Source organism: Bacteroides parvus (assembly GCF_017309675.2).
In the GTDB taxonomy this organism is placed as follows: domain Bacteria; phylum Bacteroidota; class Bacteroidia; order Bacteroidales; family Bacteroidaceae; genus Bacteroides; species Bacteroides uniformis.
Genome location: NZ_CP084680.1, coordinates 2,820,859 through 2,841,223 on the forward strand (window position 1 = coordinate 2,820,859; position 20,365 = coordinate 2,841,223).

At 40.3% G+C, this 20,365-nt stretch carries 19 protein-coding genes; 12 read left to right on the top strand and 7 right to left on the bottom strand.

All coding sequences use genetic code 11. The features are described 5' to 3' along the window. Positions 1 to 3: 3 nt before the first annotated feature. From JXR92_RS11345 to JXR92_RS11355, 3 genes are read left to right on the top strand one after another with little or no spacing between them, the layout of a single operon-like run. Positions 4 to 477, top strand: coding sequence for a hypothetical protein (locus JXR92_RS11345; RefSeq protein ID WP_055298220.1), 474 nt, complete (start codon positions 4 to 6; stop codon positions 475 to 477). 24 nt (positions 478 to 501) lie between these two features. Continuing rightward, the gene (locus JXR92_RS11350) at positions 502 to 2,811 is read left to right on the top strand and encodes a type IV secretory system conjugative DNA transfer family protein (protein WP_055298222.1); all 2,310 of its coding nucleotides are present in this window, start codon (positions 502 to 504) and stop codon (positions 2,809 to 2,811) included. Between the two features lie 11 nt (positions 2,812 to 2,822). After that, positions 2,823 to 3,509 (top strand): TraX family protein, encoded by a 687-nt coding sequence (locus tag JXR92_RS11355; protein WP_055298224.1) that lies wholly within the window; start codon positions 2,823 to 2,825, stop codon positions 3,507 to 3,509. 11 nt (positions 3,510 to 3,520) lie between these two features. Here the strand turns inward: JXR92_RS11355 and JXR92_RS11360 are convergent, their stop codons facing one another. The 3 genes from JXR92_RS11360 to JXR92_RS11370 all read right to left on the bottom strand — a co-directional run bounded on the left by JXR92_RS11360 (position 3,521) and on the right by JXR92_RS11370 (position 5,457). After that, a complete protein-coding gene (locus JXR92_RS11360) occupies positions 3,521 to 4,378 on the bottom strand; it encodes a hypothetical protein (protein WP_155520061.1) in 858 nt (285 codons plus the stop codon). Positions 4,379 to 4,384: 6 nt separating this feature from the next. Further along, positions 4,385 to 4,744, bottom strand: coding sequence for a hypothetical protein (locus JXR92_RS11365; protein WP_070103063.1), 360 nt, complete (start codon positions 4,742 to 4,744; stop codon positions 4,385 to 4,387). 77 nt (positions 4,745 to 4,821) lie between these two features. Then, complete coding sequence (locus JXR92_RS11370) at positions 4,822 to 5,457, bottom strand: glucosaminidase domain-containing protein (protein ID WP_055298230.1); 636 nt, start codon at positions 5,455 to 5,457, stop codon at positions 4,822 to 4,824. A gap of 83 nt (positions 5,458 to 5,540) precedes the next feature. Here JXR92_RS11370 and JXR92_RS11375 point away from each other — a divergent pair, with 83 nt between their 5' ends. From JXR92_RS11375 to JXR92_RS11415, 9 genes are read left to right on the top strand one after another with little or no spacing between them, the layout of a single operon-like run. Continuing rightward, positions 5,541 to 6,326 carry a DUF4099 domain-containing protein gene (locus JXR92_RS11375; protein ID WP_081029531.1) on the top strand — a complete coding sequence of 262 codons (786 nt, stop codon included), beginning with the start codon at positions 5,541 to 5,543 and terminating at the stop codon, positions 6,324 to 6,326. 11 nt (positions 6,327 to 6,337) lie between these two features. Continuing rightward, a complete protein-coding gene (locus JXR92_RS11380; RefSeq protein ID WP_055298232.1) occupies positions 6,338 to 7,657 on the top strand; it encodes a MutS N-terminal domain-containing protein in 1,320 nt (439 codons plus the stop codon). A gap of 29 nt (positions 7,658 to 7,686) precedes the next feature. Then, the gene (locus tag JXR92_RS11385) at positions 7,687 to 7,917 is read left to right on the top strand and encodes a hypothetical protein (protein ID WP_005649252.1); all 231 of its coding nucleotides are present in this window, start codon (positions 7,687 to 7,689) and stop codon (positions 7,915 to 7,917) included. Then, entirely contained in the window at positions 7,901 to 9,226 is a 1,326-nt protein-coding gene (locus JXR92_RS11390) for an ArdC family protein (protein WP_055298234.1), read from the top strand. Before JXR92_RS11385 ends, JXR92_RS11390 begins: the two co-directional genes overlap by 17 nt. A 30-nt stretch (positions 9,227 to 9,256) precedes the next feature. Continuing rightward, on the top strand, positions 9,257 to 10,444 hold the full coding sequence (locus JXR92_RS11395; protein WP_055298236.1) for a toprim domain-containing protein: 1,188 nt from the start codon (positions 9,257 to 9,259) through the stop codon (positions 10,442 to 10,444). 5 nt (positions 10,445 to 10,449) lie between these two features. Continuing rightward, positions 10,450 to 11,190: a hypothetical protein gene (locus tag JXR92_RS11400; protein ID WP_055298238.1), complete on the top strand. Its 741-nt coding sequence runs from the start codon at positions 10,450 to 10,452 to the stop codon at positions 11,188 to 11,190. A gap of 26 nt (positions 11,191 to 11,216) precedes the next feature. Further along, positions 11,217 to 11,762, top strand: coding sequence for a topoisomerase C-terminal repeat-containing protein (locus tag JXR92_RS11405; RefSeq protein WP_055298240.1), 546 nt, complete (start codon positions 11,217 to 11,219; stop codon positions 11,760 to 11,762). After that, the gene (locus tag JXR92_RS11410; RefSeq protein WP_055298242.1) at positions 11,759 to 12,304 is read left to right on the top strand and encodes a hypothetical protein; all 546 of its coding nucleotides are present in this window, start codon (positions 11,759 to 11,761) and stop codon (positions 12,302 to 12,304) included. The genes JXR92_RS11405 and JXR92_RS11410 overlap by 4 nt, the downstream gene beginning before the upstream one ends. After that, positions 12,301 to 12,966: a hypothetical protein gene (locus JXR92_RS11415; protein ID WP_055298243.1), complete on the top strand. Its 666-nt coding sequence runs from the start codon at positions 12,301 to 12,303 to the stop codon at positions 12,964 to 12,966. Before JXR92_RS11410 ends, JXR92_RS11415 begins: the two co-directional genes overlap by 4 nt. 252 nt (positions 12,967 to 13,218) lie before the next feature. Here JXR92_RS11415 and JXR92_RS11420 read toward each other — a convergent pair whose 3' ends face one another. The 4 genes from JXR92_RS11420 to JXR92_RS11435 form a co-directional block, all read right to left on the bottom strand. Continuing rightward, positions 13,219 to 13,692: a hypothetical protein gene (locus tag JXR92_RS11420; RefSeq protein ID WP_055298245.1), complete on the bottom strand. Its 474-nt coding sequence runs from the start codon at positions 13,690 to 13,692 to the stop codon at positions 13,219 to 13,221. A gap of 369 nt (positions 13,693 to 14,061) precedes the next feature. Beyond that, positions 14,062 to 15,150 (bottom strand): hypothetical protein, encoded by a 1,089-nt coding sequence (locus JXR92_RS11425; protein WP_055298247.1) that lies wholly within the window; start codon positions 15,148 to 15,150, stop codon positions 14,062 to 14,064. A gap of 73 nt (positions 15,151 to 15,223) precedes the next feature. Then, positions 15,224 to 18,406 (bottom strand): type III restriction-modification system endonuclease, encoded by a 3,183-nt coding sequence (locus JXR92_RS11430; protein ID WP_055298249.1) that lies wholly within the window; start codon positions 18,404 to 18,406, stop codon positions 15,224 to 15,226. Positions 18,407 to 18,408: 2 nt separating this feature from the next. Next, the gene (locus JXR92_RS11435) at positions 18,409 to 20,361 is read right to left on the bottom strand and encodes a site-specific DNA-methyltransferase (RefSeq protein ID WP_055298251.1); all 1,953 of its coding nucleotides are present in this window, start codon (positions 20,359 to 20,361) and stop codon (positions 18,409 to 18,411) included. Positions 20,362 to 20,365: the final 4 nt, after the last annotated feature.

The window sequence follows — 20,365 nt, forward strand, 5'->3', positions numbered from 1 at the left end:
GCCATGAAGAAGATTCTGTTCATTCTGTTTTGCTCGATTGCATCCATCGGTGCATCGGCACAGACCGGAAAGGTTTCCGTCAATGCCGGATTCCTTTTTCCAAGTACGCTGAATGCCACTTTGGGTTATGAGTATCCGCTTTCATACGGAAATGCCGTCGAAGTATATGGTGAGGTCGGGAATCACTGGCATAAGCCAGTATGTCACAATTTCTGGAAAGGATATTTCTGGGACGGCGGTATAGTCTATAAGCACCGTCTGACACGGTACAAAAACGGCATGATGCGCCTTCGTCTTGGCCCTCAGTTCGGTGCGGTACAGAAGAAGTTCTTCTTCGGACTGGAGGCCGGATTTGAATACAGCTATGTGTTCCGCAGCGGGCTGGAGCTCTCTGTCATACAGAAGAACAATGTGAACTTCCTGCATGGGGATACCTTCCGCAACGGTCTGCTGCTGGGTATAAAGGTTCCATTTTAGTAAATTCATATACAGTTAGAGCGTATGGCATTTGAAGAAACAAGGGAACAGCAGCAGATGTATAACTACTTCAGGAGCTGCATCTATATATTTCTGATTATTGAAATTATCATGAACCTGCCTGTTACGGCTGACAACAGGGTTACTCAGTTCGTACTCGACCTGCTGGCACGCTTCAGGGTATTCAATTCCGTATCGGGATGCAAGGTGGCTGAACTGATATGCATCTGTATTGTCTGTATCGGCACAAAGGCTGAAAAGTCCCTGAAATTCAATGTAAGGACAATGGTTGTCTATCCGGTACTGGCCGGTCTGACTCTTGTAGGGCTTTGTTTTGTATTCCATGGCATGAGTTTCGGATTCAGCTGGCTGGGATTTCCTGCCAACCGTCTTCTGTATGCGGTCTGTTCGGTGGTGGGTACTATGCTGGTACATCAGGGGCTGGACGGTATTGCCAAGTATTACAACTACAAGGTTGGTGAGGACCGTTTCAACTTTGAGAACGAATCGTTCCAGCAGTCGGAAACGCTGGTCAGCAATGATTACTCGGTGAACATTCCGATGATATACTACTGGAAAAAGAAGATGCACAAAGGGTGGATCAATATCATCAATCCGTTCCGTGGTACGATTGTACTGGGTACACCGGGTTCGGGTAAGTCTTTCGGTATCATTGACCCGTTCATCAGGCAGCATTCAGCAAAGGGATTTGCCATGATGGTATATGACTTCAAGTTTCCGACACTTGCACAGACGCTTTTCTATCAGTACTGCAAGAACAGGAAAGCCGGTAAACTGCCTCAGAGCTGCGGGTTCCGTATAGTAAACTTTACCGATGTGGAATACTCCAACCGTATCAACCCGATTCAGCGGAAATATATCCCGGATCTGGCTGCCGCTTCTGAAACGGCTGCTACTCTTTTGGCCTCGCTCAACAAGGGAGGTGGAGAGAAGAAGGGCGGCTCGGAAGCCTTCTTTACTAACTCTGCGGAGAACTTCCTAGCTGCCATCATCTATTTCTTTGTAAACTTCCATCCGGTCGGGTTCAGGAACGGTAAGAAGCTTAGACGCTTCATATCACTGGAAGGAAAGAAGCTGGAGATTGTCATACGCAACTGGGATGACTTCAATGCCATAGACAAGGACGGTAACGTGGTGCTTGATTTCGTGAATGAGAACGGCAATGACGTATCGACTGACGAGGACCGTATGTTTGTTGACCTGAACGGATACAGCTATAAGGACAGGACAGGCAGGAAGATTCTGATTCAGAGGTGCTGGTATGAGGACGAGCATGGCAATGAGGTGGAACCGGATACCGTAACCGGTGAGTTCTCAGACATGCCTCATGTGCTTTCATTCCTTGTAAGGCCATATGACCAGGTATTCAATATCCTGATGCAGGATGACAGGATTGCTTCGCTGATGGCTCCTTTCAAGAGTGCTTATGAGAACAAGGCGAATGACCAGCTGGAAGGTATGGTCGGTACGCTTCGTGTGAACGCTGCACGCCTTGTTTCTCCAGAAGCATACTGGGTATTCACCGGGGATGATTTCGACCTGAAGATTTCTGACAAGGCCAATCCGAGCTATCTGGTGATTGCCAATGACCCAGAAAAGGAACAGGTTATTGGCTCACTCAATGCCTTGGTTCTGAACCGACTGATCACAAGGGTAAACTCAAAGGGCAATATCCCGGTAAGCATTATCGTGGACGAGCTTCCTACACTGTACTTTCACAAGATAGACCGTCTTATCGGTACGGCTCGTTCCAACAAGGTTGCCGTAACCTTAGGTTTCCAGGAGCTTCCTCAGCTGGAAGCTGACTACGGCAAAGTAGGTATGCAGAAGATTATCACCACTTGCGGTAATATCTTCATGGGTGCGGCACGTAACAAGGAGACGCTGGAGTGGGCACAGAATGATGTGTTCGGAAAGGCCAAGCAGACTTCACACTCCATTTCCATCAATGACCACAAGGTATCAACCACAATATCTGAGAAGATGGACTTTCTGGTTCCTGCAGCCAAGATTGCGGATATGGCAACAGGCTGGCTGGCCGGACAGGCGGCACGTGACTTTACGGCTACCGATGACAGTATGCTTGACCATTTTGACATCGAGCAGTCGGAAGAGTTCAGGACTACCAAGTATTTCTGTAAGACGCATTTTGACATGAAGAAGATTAAGGACGAGGAAAAACACTATGTGGCTCTACCCAAAATCTATGAGTTCAAAAACGACAAAGAGAAGGAAATCCTTCTCAACCGTAACTTCAAGCGTGTGAACCAGGAAGTGGAGGATATGGTAAAGGAACTTCTTGGTATCAGTTAAATATGTAATTTATGAATATGACCTTAAAACCGGCATTTGGACTTAGCGGCAGTGCATTGAAAGTCATTGCCATGATTTCCATGGTGATAGACCACGTTGCTCTCTATCTGATGGAGCACGGTACCGTATTATACGAAACGATGCGCTGTATCGGGCGCATCGCTTTTCCTGTGTTTGCCTTCCTGATTGCTGAAGGGTTTATTCATACAAGAAGCAGGTACAGGTATTTCTTTACTCTGTTGGGCTTTGCCATAATCAGTGAAATACCCTGGTATCTGCTGAATGGTGCTGACGGAACACATAATGTAATGTTTACACTGGCTTTGGGTGTGGCCACGCTGATGGTTCTTGAAAATCTTTTGCAACGTAGTCCGATACAGGGATTCCTTTGGACGCTTGGCATGGCCGGACTTGCTTCTTGGCTTGGCTTGGATTATGAGTGGAGAGGGATTCTTGTTATTGTTATATTTTACCTTTTTAATGGATATGATGACTCTTTACCATATAGTAGAGGTATGCAATTTTTTTGCACATTTACTTTGATGATGTATTACGGGATAACTGGCATTTTATTAGCACATTTCGTGATTTCTAGTTATGATGGAACAAGGGGATTTATACATAGTATGTTAGCAAAATATGGGTTCTATACTATTTATCCCATACATATTATTGTTTTAGTATTTTTTCTCTTATAAGATATATTTTACTACCAAAACCTCGAATCATGACTTAAATCATCTTCTGAAAAATCAAAAGGTTTATTCTCTGTTATTTCAGCAGTCCATCCTGAAAAAGTTTTATTCCATTTGTCTTTTTCGTAATTATAGACAACTGAACCTTGAATCTGAGCTTCTGAGTGATATAAACTTTCGATATTTTCTTTGATAACTTTGAATTGTTCGTCTAATAGGTATCCATCTTCTGTTAAGCCTATTTTCATGAAGGCATTATTTAATTTTTGAATAATAGTATGCGAGTAAATTATATTATCGCTTTTTGATATTCTTTGAGCTTGTTTGATAATGTATTCTTTTTTGGACTTGTTTTCTTGGCTTCTAAATAGGTCGTTTACCCCTGCCTTTATACATATTTTTTGTATAGCATCCCGAAAGTCATTTATAAATTTGGCCTTTGATAGAAGTTCAACCGAGTAATTAAAATTTTCCCAGTCTCCATAAACTTTTAAGTAAGACAAAGCAATTTTCGTTCCTAATATTATATCTTTCTTCTCATGTAAATTAAATTCATTTACTATACCTTTTATAAGGGATGAAATAGAAACAGTTTTAGTTATTTGGCAAAAATCACAACCTAAGAAATGAGAGTCCGCATATTTTTCAATATAGCTACAAATGTTAAAGAATTCATCTTGAGAATATTTAAACAACTCATTTTTTGAAATATTATCATATAGAACAAGGCAGTTTGTATTTTTATCTACTATCCGTACAATGCAAAAGCAGTCTATAGTAGAGTCATATCTATCGGTTTTCAATTCATTTAGAAATCTACATTTCTTCATTTCACTGAAGATTTTTATATATTCTTCTTTAGTTGGCTTCATAAATGATTACATATTAATATACATAACAGGATTTTGTCTTCTACCTACTAAATGAGCAATACTCATATTTATAAATGGTGAATCGATTATTTCTTCTCCTTCAAACTCCCAACGACCAGAATATTCCTCAGAATCGGTAAGAAACCAGTGTGTCGGTTTGAAGACTCCTACAATATACTTTGAACATACGGCAAAAACTAATTCTGCATTTTTAGCTCGTTCACCGTTTAGCCTCCAAAATTTTCTTGTACACTCATAAAGGTTTTCCCTTTCTGAAAGAAGATATGTCTTGGTTATATTAAAACATATAATTTTTTTGTTTTCTATATTTTCAAATTGACCGTAATCACGAAATACATCTTCCATAATCATTCATTTATAGTAATTCTACACAAAGATATTGAAATTATTATGTTCTATATAATATGCTAGATTATTTGCGATTAAATAAGTTTTAGAACTTGAATAATTTCTCGAACATATCTTGGATCTTCCGCATAACCGATTTCATCAAGCCAAAGCAGATAATTTCCACCTTTGTATTTATATTGCACTTTAGTATAATAAGCCCGGACACTTTCTGTCCAATGATTGAATTCATAGTATTTCCCTGTACGTGGATTGGTAAGTCCGAAAAGATTATGCTTGTTCCGGCATACTGATGAACGGAACCATCCGGTCTCCAAAATAGCCTGAGCCAAAACTATTTTTGGGTATAGGATTCCGTTTCTTATGATTTCTTTATAAAGGTTGGGGATGGTAAGTTCAGGAAGATTGTTTTCTGATTTAGTAATATCATCTGCATTCTTTTGCAGTTCAGTTTTCAGGGATACTTTCCTGTCACTATTCCGGCTGTTATCTTCCAATTTCTTCTGATTGTCCGGTCCGACAGTCAGGGTATTCTTTGACATCATCTTATTCTTTTTCCCTTCTGTAACATCCTTTGCTGCACGGTTATAAGACTCTTTTCGTCTTTCTGTTGGCAGAATTTCCGAATCTCTGGTTATCGTATAGAACTGTGCCGATACGCTTACCGGCAGTAGCATCAGAAGCAATGAAATCAGAATAGTGTTGCGCATTTCTTTTTCAGGGGATTGCCGTGAATACATTTGTGGTATTCAGGCGGTTAGAACCGCAAATATAACAGCTTAATTACAGTAATATGGAAATGCACAACAGAAATCAGTCCGATTTGTTGCCATACGAAAAACTGGCAATACTGGGTATCGACCGTGAAAAGGCGAACAGTTTACCCATGGAAGTGAAGGAGAAGCTGATGGCAGGTGAAGTGACTCCCATCATGCAGGTATCCATCAACGCAAGGAACGGCAGCATCATCACCATGCCGATGAAGCTTCAGATGACTACAAACAAAAACGGTGCTCCGGCTTTGATTGCATATCCAGTACGTGCCGAACTGGACCGGGAACGCAACAAGGTTCTCAATCTCACTCAGCAGGAGGCTGAACGTCTGGCCAGAGGTGAGGTAATACAGAAGGCGGTCAACGTAAACGATGAAAAGACTCAGCAGTATCTTCAGCTTGACCCGGAAACAAAATCCGTCATTCACAGACGTGTTACAGACATCAAGCTGGAGCAGCGTCTGAAGGACATGGAGAAGGTGAACGACATTGAACTGGGTATGCAGCAGAAGCAGCAGGTACGGGAGGGAAAACCGGTTGAACTGAATGTGGGCGGAGAGAAGGTTTCAGTCGGCATTGACCTGAAGGAGCAGCAGGGATTCAAGCTTATCAAGGGTGACATGAAGGAATGGGAAAGGCAGCAGAAGCTCCGCTATGACGAGATTCATCCTGAATATCTCGGCCTTGTTATGACTGACAAGAACCGATGGGAATATAAGAAGGTGGTGGACAAACAGTCCGTGGAGCGTGCCATTTCACTCTCTCCATCCCGGAAGGAAACAAAAGCAAACAGCCTTAAGCTCTAATACTGATTCCTATGACTAAAAAGACAGATTCAGATAATGATACCGGTATCATACGGCAGTTCAACGAACTGAAAAAAAAGCATCCGGATGCCATGCTGCTGTTCAGACGGAACAGTTTCTATGAACTCTATAAGCAGGATGCCGTCAAGGCTGCCACAGTGCTTGCCATCGAGATTGCAGATAGAATGCTGCCTGACTACAAGAGACCTGTAAAGGTTGCATCATTCCCACAATCGGCACTTGACGTTTATCTGCCCAGACTGATACGTTCCGGTATTAGGGTGGCAATCTGTGATGCCTTGGACAGTCCTTTGAAGAAGAAGGCCGGACAGGATAAAACTGAAATTAATGACAGAACCATTCAAAACAGTACAGATATGGGAAAGAAGAAAAAGGAACAGGGTGCGCAGGAAGCTCCTGACAGAACAGTGGAGAACACTGTTGATGTAAAACCTGCAAGGGAAAAGAAGTCGAAGGCCAAAGTTGAAACCAAAGCTGAGACCGGGACGGATAATGAGGTAAAGACCGAAAAGAATGACGAACGGAAAACGGAAACAGTTCAGGAACGAAAGCCCCGTGAGCCGCAGATGGTGACAGCCAACGGTGAAAAGGTAACTCATGGCCATGCCTACCAGAGTACCACCAATCCTGCCGACTGGTACTTTACCGCAAAGATTGACGGACAGCAGCTCAAGCCGCAGAAGATGGATGTAGCAGACCTTGCTGCCTATCAGAACAAGGAAATGACGGTACCGCAACTCATGGAACGCTACTATCCGACAAAGCTGATGCCGAAGGTATCTGAGGAAGCCTTCCGTATGCCAATGGAGATTGCAGGACCGGACGGCTCTATAACCGTAAACAAGTTCAATGTCTATAAAGAGAAGGACGAGCAGCGTCCTGACTTTGGGAAATACAAGTTCTATGTTCAGGTTGGGGATACGAACATGTCTGCCGTGGCTTCACGCCAGGACCTGAATGCCTACTTCGACAGGGTGGCCACTCCGAACCAGCTTATTGAGAAGAACTTCGGTGAACGTCTGCATCTGAAATCCGCATACGAGAAGTATCAGCTTCCTGAAGGTGTTGACCCCAAGGGTGTACGCGTGGCCAAGGACAGGAACGACAACAAATGGAAGGTGTCGGTTGACCTCGGAGAGAAGGGACAGACTTCCCGGCATGAAATCTCCTTTGATGACGGTTATTCGCTTTTCAAGACCAAGACGGCCACAAGGGAACAGATTGCGGCCAAATATCTGAATACGGAAATAACCGGTATGCTTGCCGCCAACACCGCAAAGGTGGAGAAATCGGCTTCTATGAAAATGTAACATAATCAGAAAACTAAAAAACAAGTTATATGTCAGCTAAAATGAATCATGAGGAGCTTGTGGAGCTTCTGCAGGAGGGTAAGATAGGTTTCCTCCGCTTTGTTATGGACAGTGAGAATGCAGATGATTATCTGGAATGGTGCCGGTCACACGGTACGGACCCTTCGGATGAATCGGCCGAGTTCTATGTAGAACAGACGGACATCAGGCAGATGGACCGTCAGGTAATGGATGACGACAGCTATGGCATCTGGAACTGACTCTCAGGGAAACAGCGGACAGGCGGCCATAGACCGCTTCGCTGCAATGATGATTGAGCGTATGCAGCAGATGAAGGATACCGGATGGAAACAGGGATGGATTGGCGGCGCATCGGGTTATGCAGGACTGCCGCAGAATGTGGGTGGCCGCAACTATTCAGGTTCCAATTCCTTCTTCCTTCAGATGCATACCGCAGCCATGAACTACCAGCTTCCGGTATATCTGACCTTCAAGCAGGCGCATAACCTGAAGGCTCATGTCCTGAAGGGTGAAAAGGCCTTCCCGGTGGTATACTGGGATATGATGATAAAGGACAGTCAAGGCAAGAGGATAAGCACGGAGGAATACCGTGCAATGAGCAAGGAGGAGAAGAAGGATATGGATGTCATTCCTTTCATCAAGTCATTCCCGGTGTACAATGTGGCACAGACCAACTTGGCCGAAGTACAGCCGGAGAGGATGCAGAAGCTCATGGACAGGTTCAAGGTTCCGGAACTTAGGGATACGGAAGGTATGTACACCCATGCCGCACTCGACCGTATGGTGGAGACGCAGCAGTGGCTTTGTCCGATACGTGCCGACAAGCGTGAGAACGGTGCCTATTATTCTCCCTCGAAGGATATTGTGGTGCTGCCCATGAAGGCGCAGTTCAATATCGGTGATTCTCCGGAAGAAACCTACCGTGGTGGAATGGAGTATTATTCTACCATGCTCCATGAAATGACTCACTCCACCATGACACCGGAGCGTCTGAACAGGGAGATGGGCGGCAGGTTCGGTGACCCGAAATATGCCAAGGAGGAGCTGGTGGCGGAACTTACGGCTGCCATGATCAGCCATTCCATGGGCTTTGATTCCAGAATAACGGACAACTCGGCTGCTTATCTGGACTCGTGGATTGGTGTACTGAAACAGGAACCGAAGTTTATCGTATCGGTCATGGCTGACGTGAACAAGGCTTCAGACCTGATTCTTGACCATGTGGACAAACAGCGTCTGGCTCTCGGCGAGCAGCCTTATCTGGCAAAGAATGACCCGCTTACTTCAATGAGTGCTGACGAAGAGAAATCTTTCAAGAATGCGGCCATTGTCAAGACCCGTTCCGGAGACTATGCCATCCGTGCGTCATACGATGGTGTGGAACTGGGACTGAAGAAGGTTTCCAAGGAAACGGCCAGGACATTCTTCCAGCTTACGGACTGGAAGGACAAGGAGGCTTTCCTGAACATGACGGCACGGAAGACATACGAACCGGAGATTACTATGATGGGCCGGAACCGGAATGCCGGTACAGGACTTGGTATATGAAATTCTGTATAACATCTTAAATCGGAAAGCATGAGCGACTACAAGGTTAATTTCAGGGAAATGAAATCCCATGTGGGGATTGACGACATTGCATACGCCCTGGGATACCGTCTGGACAGGAAGGCCGGTGTCGGACGTTACATCGAGCTGGTACTCGGTGAAGACGGTAACAGGAGGGATACGCTGATTGTCAGCCATCCCAACGACAAGGCGGCACAGACCTTTTTCCGGCGTGACGGTTCCAAAGGCGATGTGGTGACACTCATCCGTGAGAATCTTTCTTCCTTTACGGTATCCGGAAAGGATGAATGGCAGAAGATAGCCAAGGTCATGGCACGTTTCGCCAACATGCCTGAACCTGAATACAGGGAGGACAGGGAGTATGTTAAATCGGCAGGAAAATCATCAGGCGTGTTTGAACCTTCCAGATATGAGGTGAAGCCGGTTGACATCGGGAAAATACCAGGACTGTTTTTCCGGCGCGGACTGTCCAAAGCAACCGTAACTGCTCTTTCGCCTTTTATTTCCCTTATAAGGGACAGGAACAACGGAAAGTTTGAAGGTTACAATATCGGATTCCCATATACTGACGGAAAGGGAAATGAAGTCAGGGGGTATGAAATCAGAGGACATGGCGGTTACAAGTCGAAAGCTGCCGGTACGGATTCGTCATCTTCGGCATGGGTGGCTGTTCCTTCGGGTATCAGTCCGGACAATGTAAGAAGCGTGTTTTTCTGTGAATCTGCATTTGATGCCATGGCCTTCTACCAGATGAACCGGATACAGATTGGGGACAGTGCGGCTCTGGTTTCACTGGGCGGCACATTCTCTGACAGGCAAATAACCGGAGTCATGGAACGCTTTCCAAATGCACGTGCCTTCGACTGTTTTGACAACGATCTGGCCGGGAGGATATACGGACTGCGCATGATGGCTCTGCAGGAAGGTATTCAGATGAAGATAAGCAGGACTGACGGCGGCATCCGGATTGAAGCGAAGGGAAAGATATTCGAGCCTGACATGGAGCGTCCCCTACTGGCCCAGGTTGCCAGGCAGCTGAACATCCGGTACCGTATGGGACAGTGGCTTCCTCCAAAGGCTTTCAAGGATTGGAACGACTGTCTGCTGAACAGGCCGATGGAGCCGGTGATTTCACCACATAAGGAGGAGCGTGAACAGAATCTGAGTGAACAAAGGAATAAAGGACGTAAAATCTGAATGATATGGACAGAATCAAGTTAATAATAACGGTAGTGGCTGCCCTTGCAGTTTTTCTGCTGAAAGGTGCGGACACTTTTGCACAACAGACAGACCCGACGCTGACGGGTGCTGTCTTTGCACAGACTTCCACTCTGAAGAATATCTATGATAAACGTCAGAAGGCACACGAGAAAATCATTGCTGCCGAGACTGCCGTAACGGTTGCACTCGACAGGGTACACAGTGTGGAGGACAAGATGCTGGAATATCTTTCCAATGCACAGGGTGCAATGCAGAATATCTATCAGATTAAGCGTGCTGGGGAACTGGTGGCCACGGAAATACCTCAGAACTGTAATCTGCTGCTCAAATCGGTCGGCAGTAACCTGAAGGGAACGGCCATTGCTACAATCGTTTCGGACGAGCTGGCTGATGCCGCAACCCAGATGGCTGCGCTTTATCCGTTCATGAAGCAGCTGGTGACTTCCGGAAGCTATGATACAGGCGGTTCTGACGGAGGCAAGGAGAAGCACAAGGTAAACCTGCTCAGTTCTTCCGAGCGGTACTACATAGCAAACGAGGTACTGACCAGACTGGAGGCTGTTAATACCGACCTCTTTATCCTGGCATGGCAGATACGCACACTCTCATGGAACGACCTCTGGTTCTCTCTTGACCCGGAAGGATGGGCAAATGTGATGTCCGGCAAGAACATTATAGGAGGAATCGTTGCGGACTGGAACCGTGGATTCTCATTCAATTAATTCAAACAATGTAACTTATCAGGAATATGGATTCAGAAAAGAAGATTATAGGACGCTGCCCGTTCTGCGGCAGCAACGTGGTGAAGACCTGCAAGGGGTATCGCTGCGAAAACAACACAGGTGAGCATCCTTCTTGTGTGCTCAACATCAATGCCATCATCGGCAACCGGAAAATGAATGACGAGGAGATTGCTGAATTTTTAGAGAAACGCTGCATCCTTCTGGACGGCTTTTCCACCAAGGAAGGAAAGACTTTCCCGACAGTGCTGGAACTTGCTGATGACGGTGCAGTCAATATGCAGTCTGTTATCGGCAGGTGTCCGCACTGCGGCGGCGAGGTGCGTGTGGGAACAAGGGCTTTCAACTGTTCCAACTACAGCAATCAGGAAGCACCGTGTTCATTCGCCATATGGAGGAATATAGGCGGCCATCAGCTGACACTGGAAGAGGCGAAAGAGCTTTGTGAGAAGAACATTACTTCATCCGAACTGGAGATGTACCGGGAGGACGGTTCAATTTACCGCAAACGTCTCGGTCTGGCTCCGGACAAACTTCAAATCGTAAAGATATGAAACAGGGAAAGAAACTACTGATACTGCCTGCAGTGGCAGTTCTGCTCGGAATGGGAACCGGCTGTTCCGGCAACAGCGGGAACAAGGCACAGGATATGGCCAAAAAGGCACTGATGGCTTCGGTGGACAATCCGGAATCCGTAAAGATTGTCGGTATCAGCAAACCGGATTCTGTATTTGGCCGTGAGTATGTTACCATGAAGGAGAAGATGGCTCTTTCTGTAGCCATGATGAAAATCAGCCGCAGGTTTATGGAGGATACGGATTTTGATAATCCGGATTCAGAATGTCACGGGATATCCGGACAGATGAAACGTCAGATGGATGCCATGACGGCACTCCGCTCTCTGATGGTTACAGGGGAACTGAAGCCTGCTGGTGATGAAGCCAGTCAGGAACGCAAGCCGTTCAGTGGCTGGAAGGTAAAGATAGAGTATGAAGCTACTGATTCTGACGGACAGCCATACCGTTCTGAATACTGGTTCATTATGGACAAGGAAGCGCAATGTGTAATCAGGTCATTTGAAATCCCACTGTTATGAAGCTGAAAAGATTTTTATTACCGATTCTGGCATGGAGTGGGCTGTTGCTCACTTCCTGTCATTGTGAACATGAAGATGTTACCGAACTGTTATCTTCCCTTCAGGTTGGCAATGTGGTTTGTTCGGACGGAAATATATTGTCCATGGACAAATTCAAGCAATCTGACAAAGAAGCTGTTGCCATAGTTTTCCATGTAAACCGTAGTGCAGAAACTGACAATCTTGGTTATGCAGTTTACATTCATGATATGGAACCGCTGGCTTTTGCCGACAGTCTTGGTATTGACCAGGGGACTTCTGCATCATTGACTGATGAGGACGGAAATGAGAATACCTATTCTTTGTTCAATAATGAGGAAGTCCAATCACCAATAGCTATCAAATCTTTTGATTTGTGGAGTTATGGACAATCGGCCTATATTCCTTCTGTCCGGCAACTCTCTTATCTGTTCGCTGTCCGGTATCAGATTAATGAATGTATAACTGAAGTCGGTGGAACTCCGATTAATCTGAATCCGAGTGAATGCTGGTTATGGTCTTCTACTGAAGTGGAAGGGCAAAAGGAGAATAAAGCCTGGCTTTATTCTATGCAGTCAGGAACTATTCAAGAGACCCCTAAAGTTCATATACATAAATTTCGACCAACGATTTCCATCTATTAATAATATAACATCTTTTTATTTTATATAAACTGCAATATTAACTCTTAATAAGAATTATATTTTAACAATCTAAAGATAGTGTGTTACTTCGGCACACTATCTTTATTAAGCATTTTACACTATAAAACAGAAAATGTTAACCAGCGTAGATTTGATATTGTTACATTCCTAATAAAATACACTTAGTGAAAAGATTTCTAAACAACGTATTGGTATATCTTGTTCATTTTTACATTCTTCATAATGATTTACTCATACCTGAAGTCCAACTAAAGCACCAATAAATGACGTGGTAATAGGCAATAATTCTTTCCAATTCTTTGCCCATATTATATTGGCAGTAATCATCATGATACAAAGTGTAAACTGTAATTTCTTTTTAATTTCTATATCACCAAATAACGATATGGTTTTTATTAAATCATTTGCACCAAACAATAAGAATATAGATGTTAACACAATTGTTATGAACATGAGCCATTTTGCTATTTCTTTTTTCCAATCAATCGATTCGCATTTATTTTCAGCCTCTGTAAAATCAATTAATTTGTCAATAAAATATAAGAAACATTCTTTCCCTCGACTCCATGCTTTGTTATTTTCTACATTAAAAGTGTTTGCTCTATATCCTATTGTGAAAAATGAATATTCTGAGAATTCTTTAGATAATTCACCTTCTCCATACTTAGCAATAACATACCCTCTGATGCGGTTCTGTATATGCATAACTTTTCCAATTAATTGTATTCTTTTCTGTTTATAGTTAGGATCATGTACATCATTATCTGTCCAAATTTCCCATGGAAGTTCTTGTATCTCACATTTTAACCTATAAAGATATTTGATATTTTTTATGTGTAAATAAATTTCGCATATGATATTAAAATATTCTATCGTTTTCGATTGTATTTTAAAATTCTTATCAGATTATTCTTTTGAGTTTATTGTATAGTATTATTTGAATTTGATAAGTTACTAAATATAAATCCATAATAAAACAAGCGATAATTCTTAATATTAATATATAAAGTAATAGCTATAATAGCTATTACTTTATGGTGTGTATAATTTCAGATAAAATTTTCTACTTAGTTTTCAATTGTTTCCCAAAAGCTCTAAGAAAATAATAGGCAGTTTCTCTTTGTTATTTTTTTCTAGATGTTTAAATTTATAATATAATTTAGGAAATGTTTTATTTGCGACATTCAGTTTTGGACTATGAAATATCATTTCCATAGATCCATCATTATACGATAGATTATATGAAGATGTATTCTCAGAAATCCATTTTGCATATCTTAGCGCATAATCTTTATTAACTCTATAATAAACAGCCAAATTATGGAGATTTTCTTCTATCTGATTATGTAATCTCCAATTCTTCTCACGGGGAAACTGTGGCAATGTGACCTGATCTATTTCTTTCAAAATAAAATCTTCTGAAGATTCAGACCAAGTAACAACAAATAGCCTCAAACCTGACTGAACTCTAAGTATTTCTTGAGATAACCATCTTCTTACATCATTATAGTATATGGTTTTTCCCCAATCAGTACTTCCTGTATACTTTCCCCATAAAAACTCATTGTTACAATGTTTTTCAACTGAGGTTTTATTTGCATTCTGAAATTCAATAATACAAATAGGTTCGAATTTCTCATTTGAAACGAAGCAATCTATATTTGTTGGCCATGCACATCCTGCGGCTCTTAATGCTTTATCAAATTCTGGCAAATCTTGTTTTTCTCTAAATGATTTTGACGATTTCCAACCTTTTATCTCTGCAATCCAATTAGAAAATGCCACAAAGCTGCTGTAAACGGCTTCATATTTACATGTATCTATTGCTGTTATTGTATAAACCCAAACATGTTTATTCTCATTGCAGTACAATACATAAGTTAATGGGCAATTAAAGGATTTAGCAAAATTAATTTTTCGTTGAAGCGTATCTAATGTTTCAAGTTTGATTATTTCTTTAAGTACTTCTTCATCTGTTGATTTTTCATCCGAAAAATCAATTCGAGCTCGCTCCATTAAATGCGTTACAATGTTATCTTTATTTTCATTGCAACCTTCAATTGAATCAAAAAATAGCCCTGTTTTTTCAATAAGAATTTTTTTTGCCCAATTGGCTTCATCACTTCTCTCTGAAGTTTCTTTTCTATAATTTTTGAATGCCATAATATTAAACTTTTAATTTTTATACACTTCTATTTGAATCTCATTACCTAAAAGGAAGTTTGTTTGAATTGAGTTATTTTATTGTTTCCATTACATCAAGCAGTTCTTTATAGCTACTAACTTCATGATAACGAACACCTTCTGTTGATATTTCATTAAAAAGTTTAGTCGCACATTTTATCTTTGCTTCTTCTATTTTTCTAAATTGCAATGATTCCATTGTCCCTTTAGTTTCTGCAATAAAGAATATATGTTTAACTGTTCCTTTTTTGAAAGCAATAGCCCAGTCTGGTGAATAATTGCCTACCGGTGTAGGAATATGGAATCCTTTAGGGAGTTTTGCATATACTTCCACCTCTTCGGCTTTTTCAAGACTCTGACAGAACTTCTTTTCAATACTATCTTCCGCTGTTCCATCTGTAAACACATAATCAGTAATATGACGTTTTGTTCTAATCGCCTTATCAAATCCAACATTACGTCTCTCAGATGTGAAAATAGAACTATCGTATTTACCCTCTATTTGATTGTATGTAATATGTTCCACTATCATAGTAGCCTTTTGTGCCTTTATCATATTTATGACTTTAATGATAAATTCCTCGGGGTTGATAGCAAACATGTATTTTTTATCATTATCTAACATGCTTAGAATGCGGCTTGCTGTTTTTCTTGTTATAACAGCCCCTTTTGCTATATCACCAATCAAATCATAAGATGTTGTACAAGCATGAGCATTACGTAAATTCTGTGTTCGTGAACTTATAGAACTGAATGCTGTTCCACTTGCTACTTGTGATTGCGACAAATGTTCTTCCTGCTGGCCAGTTGTAATACTATACCTTACTTGAGCTACATGAAGATTCGAGTTTATTTCTTCTACAGACTTTCGTATGAGTTCTTCGCTATCAAAATCTACTGTATAAGCATATTTATGATTTATTCTTCTCCAAAGTTCCTGGAATTCCTTTTTCTTAAAATTATCATTAAGACAATTATCTTGAATAGTTGTCTCATGACCATTTTCTATCATTCCATCTAAAGCATGTTCATCAAATATAGATTGAATCAATTTATGTATTGATTCCTCCATTATACGCAACTTTTTTGGTAAGGGTTCTAATGTTCCGTTAGCAACAGCCTTGTGATATTCTACAGTAATATTACCCTTTGAATCTATATAATCATTATCACTTAAATATGCAATTATACTAGCTGCTTGCTGATCATCAATAGTTATTGTTTGACCATCATAAGTCAAAATCTTACCTTTGAAATACTCTGTTGTAGCTTTAGTTGGTCTGTCATATAACACTTCTTTTGTTTCTTTCTGTAGATCTGAAACAAAAGACGAGTAACTTTCACTAGCTATTACAGTTAACTTATTAATTTCATGAACTAAATCTTCTCCTATAGTCTCTGCATCCATCCTTATACCAGATTTATTCACGGCAAGACGTAATCCACGACCGACTTCTTGTCTTTTGGCTGTAGCACTATCAGAATGTTTCAAAGTACAAATTTGGAATACATTAGGATTATCCCATCCTTCTCTAAGTGCTGAATGAGAAAATATAAAACGTGTTGGCTCCTCAAAGCTTAATAACCGTTCTTTATTTTTCAAAATCAAGTCGTACGCTGATATATCATCTGATATGTCAGAACCTTTTTTCAGTTCACTATTGATGCTATGACCTTTTTTATCAATACTGAAATACCCTTTATGAACTTGATGTGCATCGAAACGTCTAAGATATTTTTGGTATTCATCAGTCATTGCATCCTCACCATTGGCAGCAAATAAGGAAAGTTTTTCACTCAGAATATTTTTATATTCTTCTTCAAATATTTTTCCATATTCTCCAAGCTGTTCATCACCAAATTCATCATAAATTCGATACTTTGAAACCTCATCTATAAAGAAAAGTGAAAGAGTCTTAATCCCTTGACGAAAAAGTGACTCTTCCTTGTCAAAATGAGATTGAATAGTTTCTCTTATCTGGATTCTTCTCATATCTTTCTCTGAAACATCACCAACAACTGTTCCTACTGACAAGGCTTCTCCATTAATGAATTCAATAATTGAATTAAAAGGATCAATATGATTAATGACATACCCATCTTTATATTGCTGTAGTCCATTAGATTCAAGAAATAAATTATCACCTTCTCCTAAAACCTTACTTCTCCGGACAACACCACTAGCTTGACGGACCTCTATTTCAAGCTTAGCCATAGGCGGCTTATTGCTGGAAATTATTATTTTCTCAAAGAAAATATATCTATCTGTTCCACGTAAATTATGTATTTCAAATCCTTTTACCTGAATTTTCTTTACAAGTTTTTTGTTATAAGCATCTAATGCGTCAAGCACATAAACTTCATTATGATGGTTCTTATGCGTTGCAGAATAGTTGATTGTAAATAAAGGATTAAAATTCTTTATACCTTTTTGCGTTGCAGCTCCTCCCATTTTTTGAGGTTCATCCAGAATTACAATAGGTCTATTTACTTTGATTACATCAATAGGCCTACGACTTCCGAAATCATCTCTAACAGAGTAAATGATTCGGCTTTCCTTATTTTTTGCACCTTCTTTTAAAGAAGATGCAAAAGCTTGGGTATTAATAATCATAACATTAATACCTGCATCACTCGAATATTTATCTAGCGCATTTAAATCACTACTATTATATACAAAAAATCGAGCCTTTTTCCCATAATATTCCATAAAATGCTCAACTGTCATTTCCATGGATTTCTTTACTCCTTCACGGATAGCAATACTTGGTACTACTATTATAAATTTATTCCAGCCGTATTGCTTGTTGAGTTCGAACATAGTTTTTATGTACACATAAGTCTTACCTGTACCAGTTTCCATTTCTACGTCCAATGAACACCGTCCTAAATCTTTTGATAATATAGATGATTGGTGAATATTTTGTTGTGCTTGGACAGTTTTTATATTGTCTAGTAAAAGGTCATCACTTAATACGATATCGGCATTTCTATATCCTGCCGAATTGATTTGTTCTTCAGCATCATACTGATCTATCTCCATACCCATTTCTTTAAAATGTAATTGGAGTTCAGTAATTTCCTTTTTACTTGCATTTTTGTTTTTCTTGCCTATATCACGAGCATATAATGTATTTTCGCTCGAATCATCATATTTGGGTTGACCGGCAAAAACACTAACTATGCTATTTACAGCATCTGTTTGATATGATTGAATCTTAAAATTAAATTTCATGTTTAATAGATTTTCAAACTAGTATCTGGACTATATGACTTAAATATCTGTTCAAAATTTACAGCAACACTATCGTTAGCCATTGAACTATCGCACATTACAAAGAAATATGGTTTTTTCTTTGCAATTTCAACTATTACATTGTCAGTAACGTCCTTATCAAAACAAGCAATAATATAATTATCGTTTACAAAATATACAGTTTTTCCTGATATTTCCGATATTTCAATTTTCCCAGACAACTGACAATCTAATTCGAGCATTGCCTGAAACAGCAAGTCTTCACCTGTTCTATCAAGTTTTACGTTATCAATGGTACTTTCAAACAGATTCTTGGTAACATATTCGTTAGGAGTATACCACACTTGCTGCATATTACTACTATCTAATTTTAATACTCTGAATCCTTCATCAAATTTTGAGCCTGGATAAGTTTGTTTTATAAGTTCTGCTGCCTTTCTGATACGTTCTTTACCTATCTCGCATATATTCTTATATCCAGCTTTATATGCCGGACTTTTTTCATCTGTTGGCTCTTGTAATTGAACCATAATAAATTTTTTATGTGCTCCTAATGTTGCATTTATCTCCATTACCGCATGAGCTGTAGTTGCTGAGCCTGAAAAGTAATCAAGAATAATACAATCATCATCTTGAGCTGCGAAATTTATAATACGCATTAAAAGAGAAACGGATTTAGGATTATCAAAAATCTTCTTTCCTCCAAGCAATTGTTCTAATTGTTTTGTTGAAGCTCGTCCATCTTCATAATAAATACTTTTAAATTGCTCTTTTACTGTTTCTATGCGCTTCTTTACGTGTGGCTGTGTTGTTTCATCTTTACCCCATTCAATATCTCCAGCCTTGTCATAATCCCAGAAAGTTTTTTCTGCCCATCTCCAACCAAATGCAGGTTTTACACATGGTTTTCCTGTTACTGGATGGATAATGTCAAAAGTATATCCTCCAGGTTTTGTATTTGAAGAATTTGTTGAATTGCTATAAACACCTCTTTCATCCACATTATTATAATGTGCAACACCCTGTAAGTCATTAAGGTTCGCTTTTATCCACTTCCTTAATTCTTTCTGCTGTTCTGAGATATCATTATATTGCTCTTTAATTATATTATATTGTGTAATGATACTCTGAGCTTTCTTAGATTCTATAAGCCAAGGTGACAACTCGTTTATATCTTTTGCATAGCATACTATGTATTCATGTTCTGTAGAAATCTGTCTTGGATTATTATCTGTTGCTGACTGCCAAATAATTTCGCCCACAAAGTTTGATGCCCCAAAAATCTCATTGCAGATTTTTTTAAGATTTGCTTCCTCATGTTGATCTATGCTGATAAATATTACACCGTCTTTTTTTAAAAGATTCAACGATATCTTAAGACGTGAATACATCATATTAAGCCAATCTGTATGAAACCTACCATTTGACTCAAGATTAGGAGATATAATGTTTCCTTCTTCATCAAACTGTCCCGAATGCTTCATATATACTTCAGTGCTTTGAGCAAATTTGTCAGGATAGACAAACTCCTTACCCGTATTATATGGCGGATCAATATATATCAATTTTATAGAACCCAGATAATCTTCTTGAAGTAATTTTAGAACCTCAAGATTGTCGCCTTCAATATAAAGATTCTGTGTCGTATCAAAGTTTACGCTTTCTTTTCGACAAGGACGTAAAGTATTTGTTGACGGTGCATTTGCAGCTATAATAGCTTTACGCTTATCAGGCCATGTAAACTGATAACGTTCCTCACGTCCTTCCACCACTTTTACAGATATCTCTTGCATCAAAATATCTTTATCAATAGCTCGAACTACCTCGCCATTCTCATCTATTGTTTCAGTAACGGCATTGGGAAATAAAGCTGCCAGTTTATAAAAGTTCTCGTCAGCTTTATTTTTTGTCATCATATTTAGTTTATTTATCATGTTC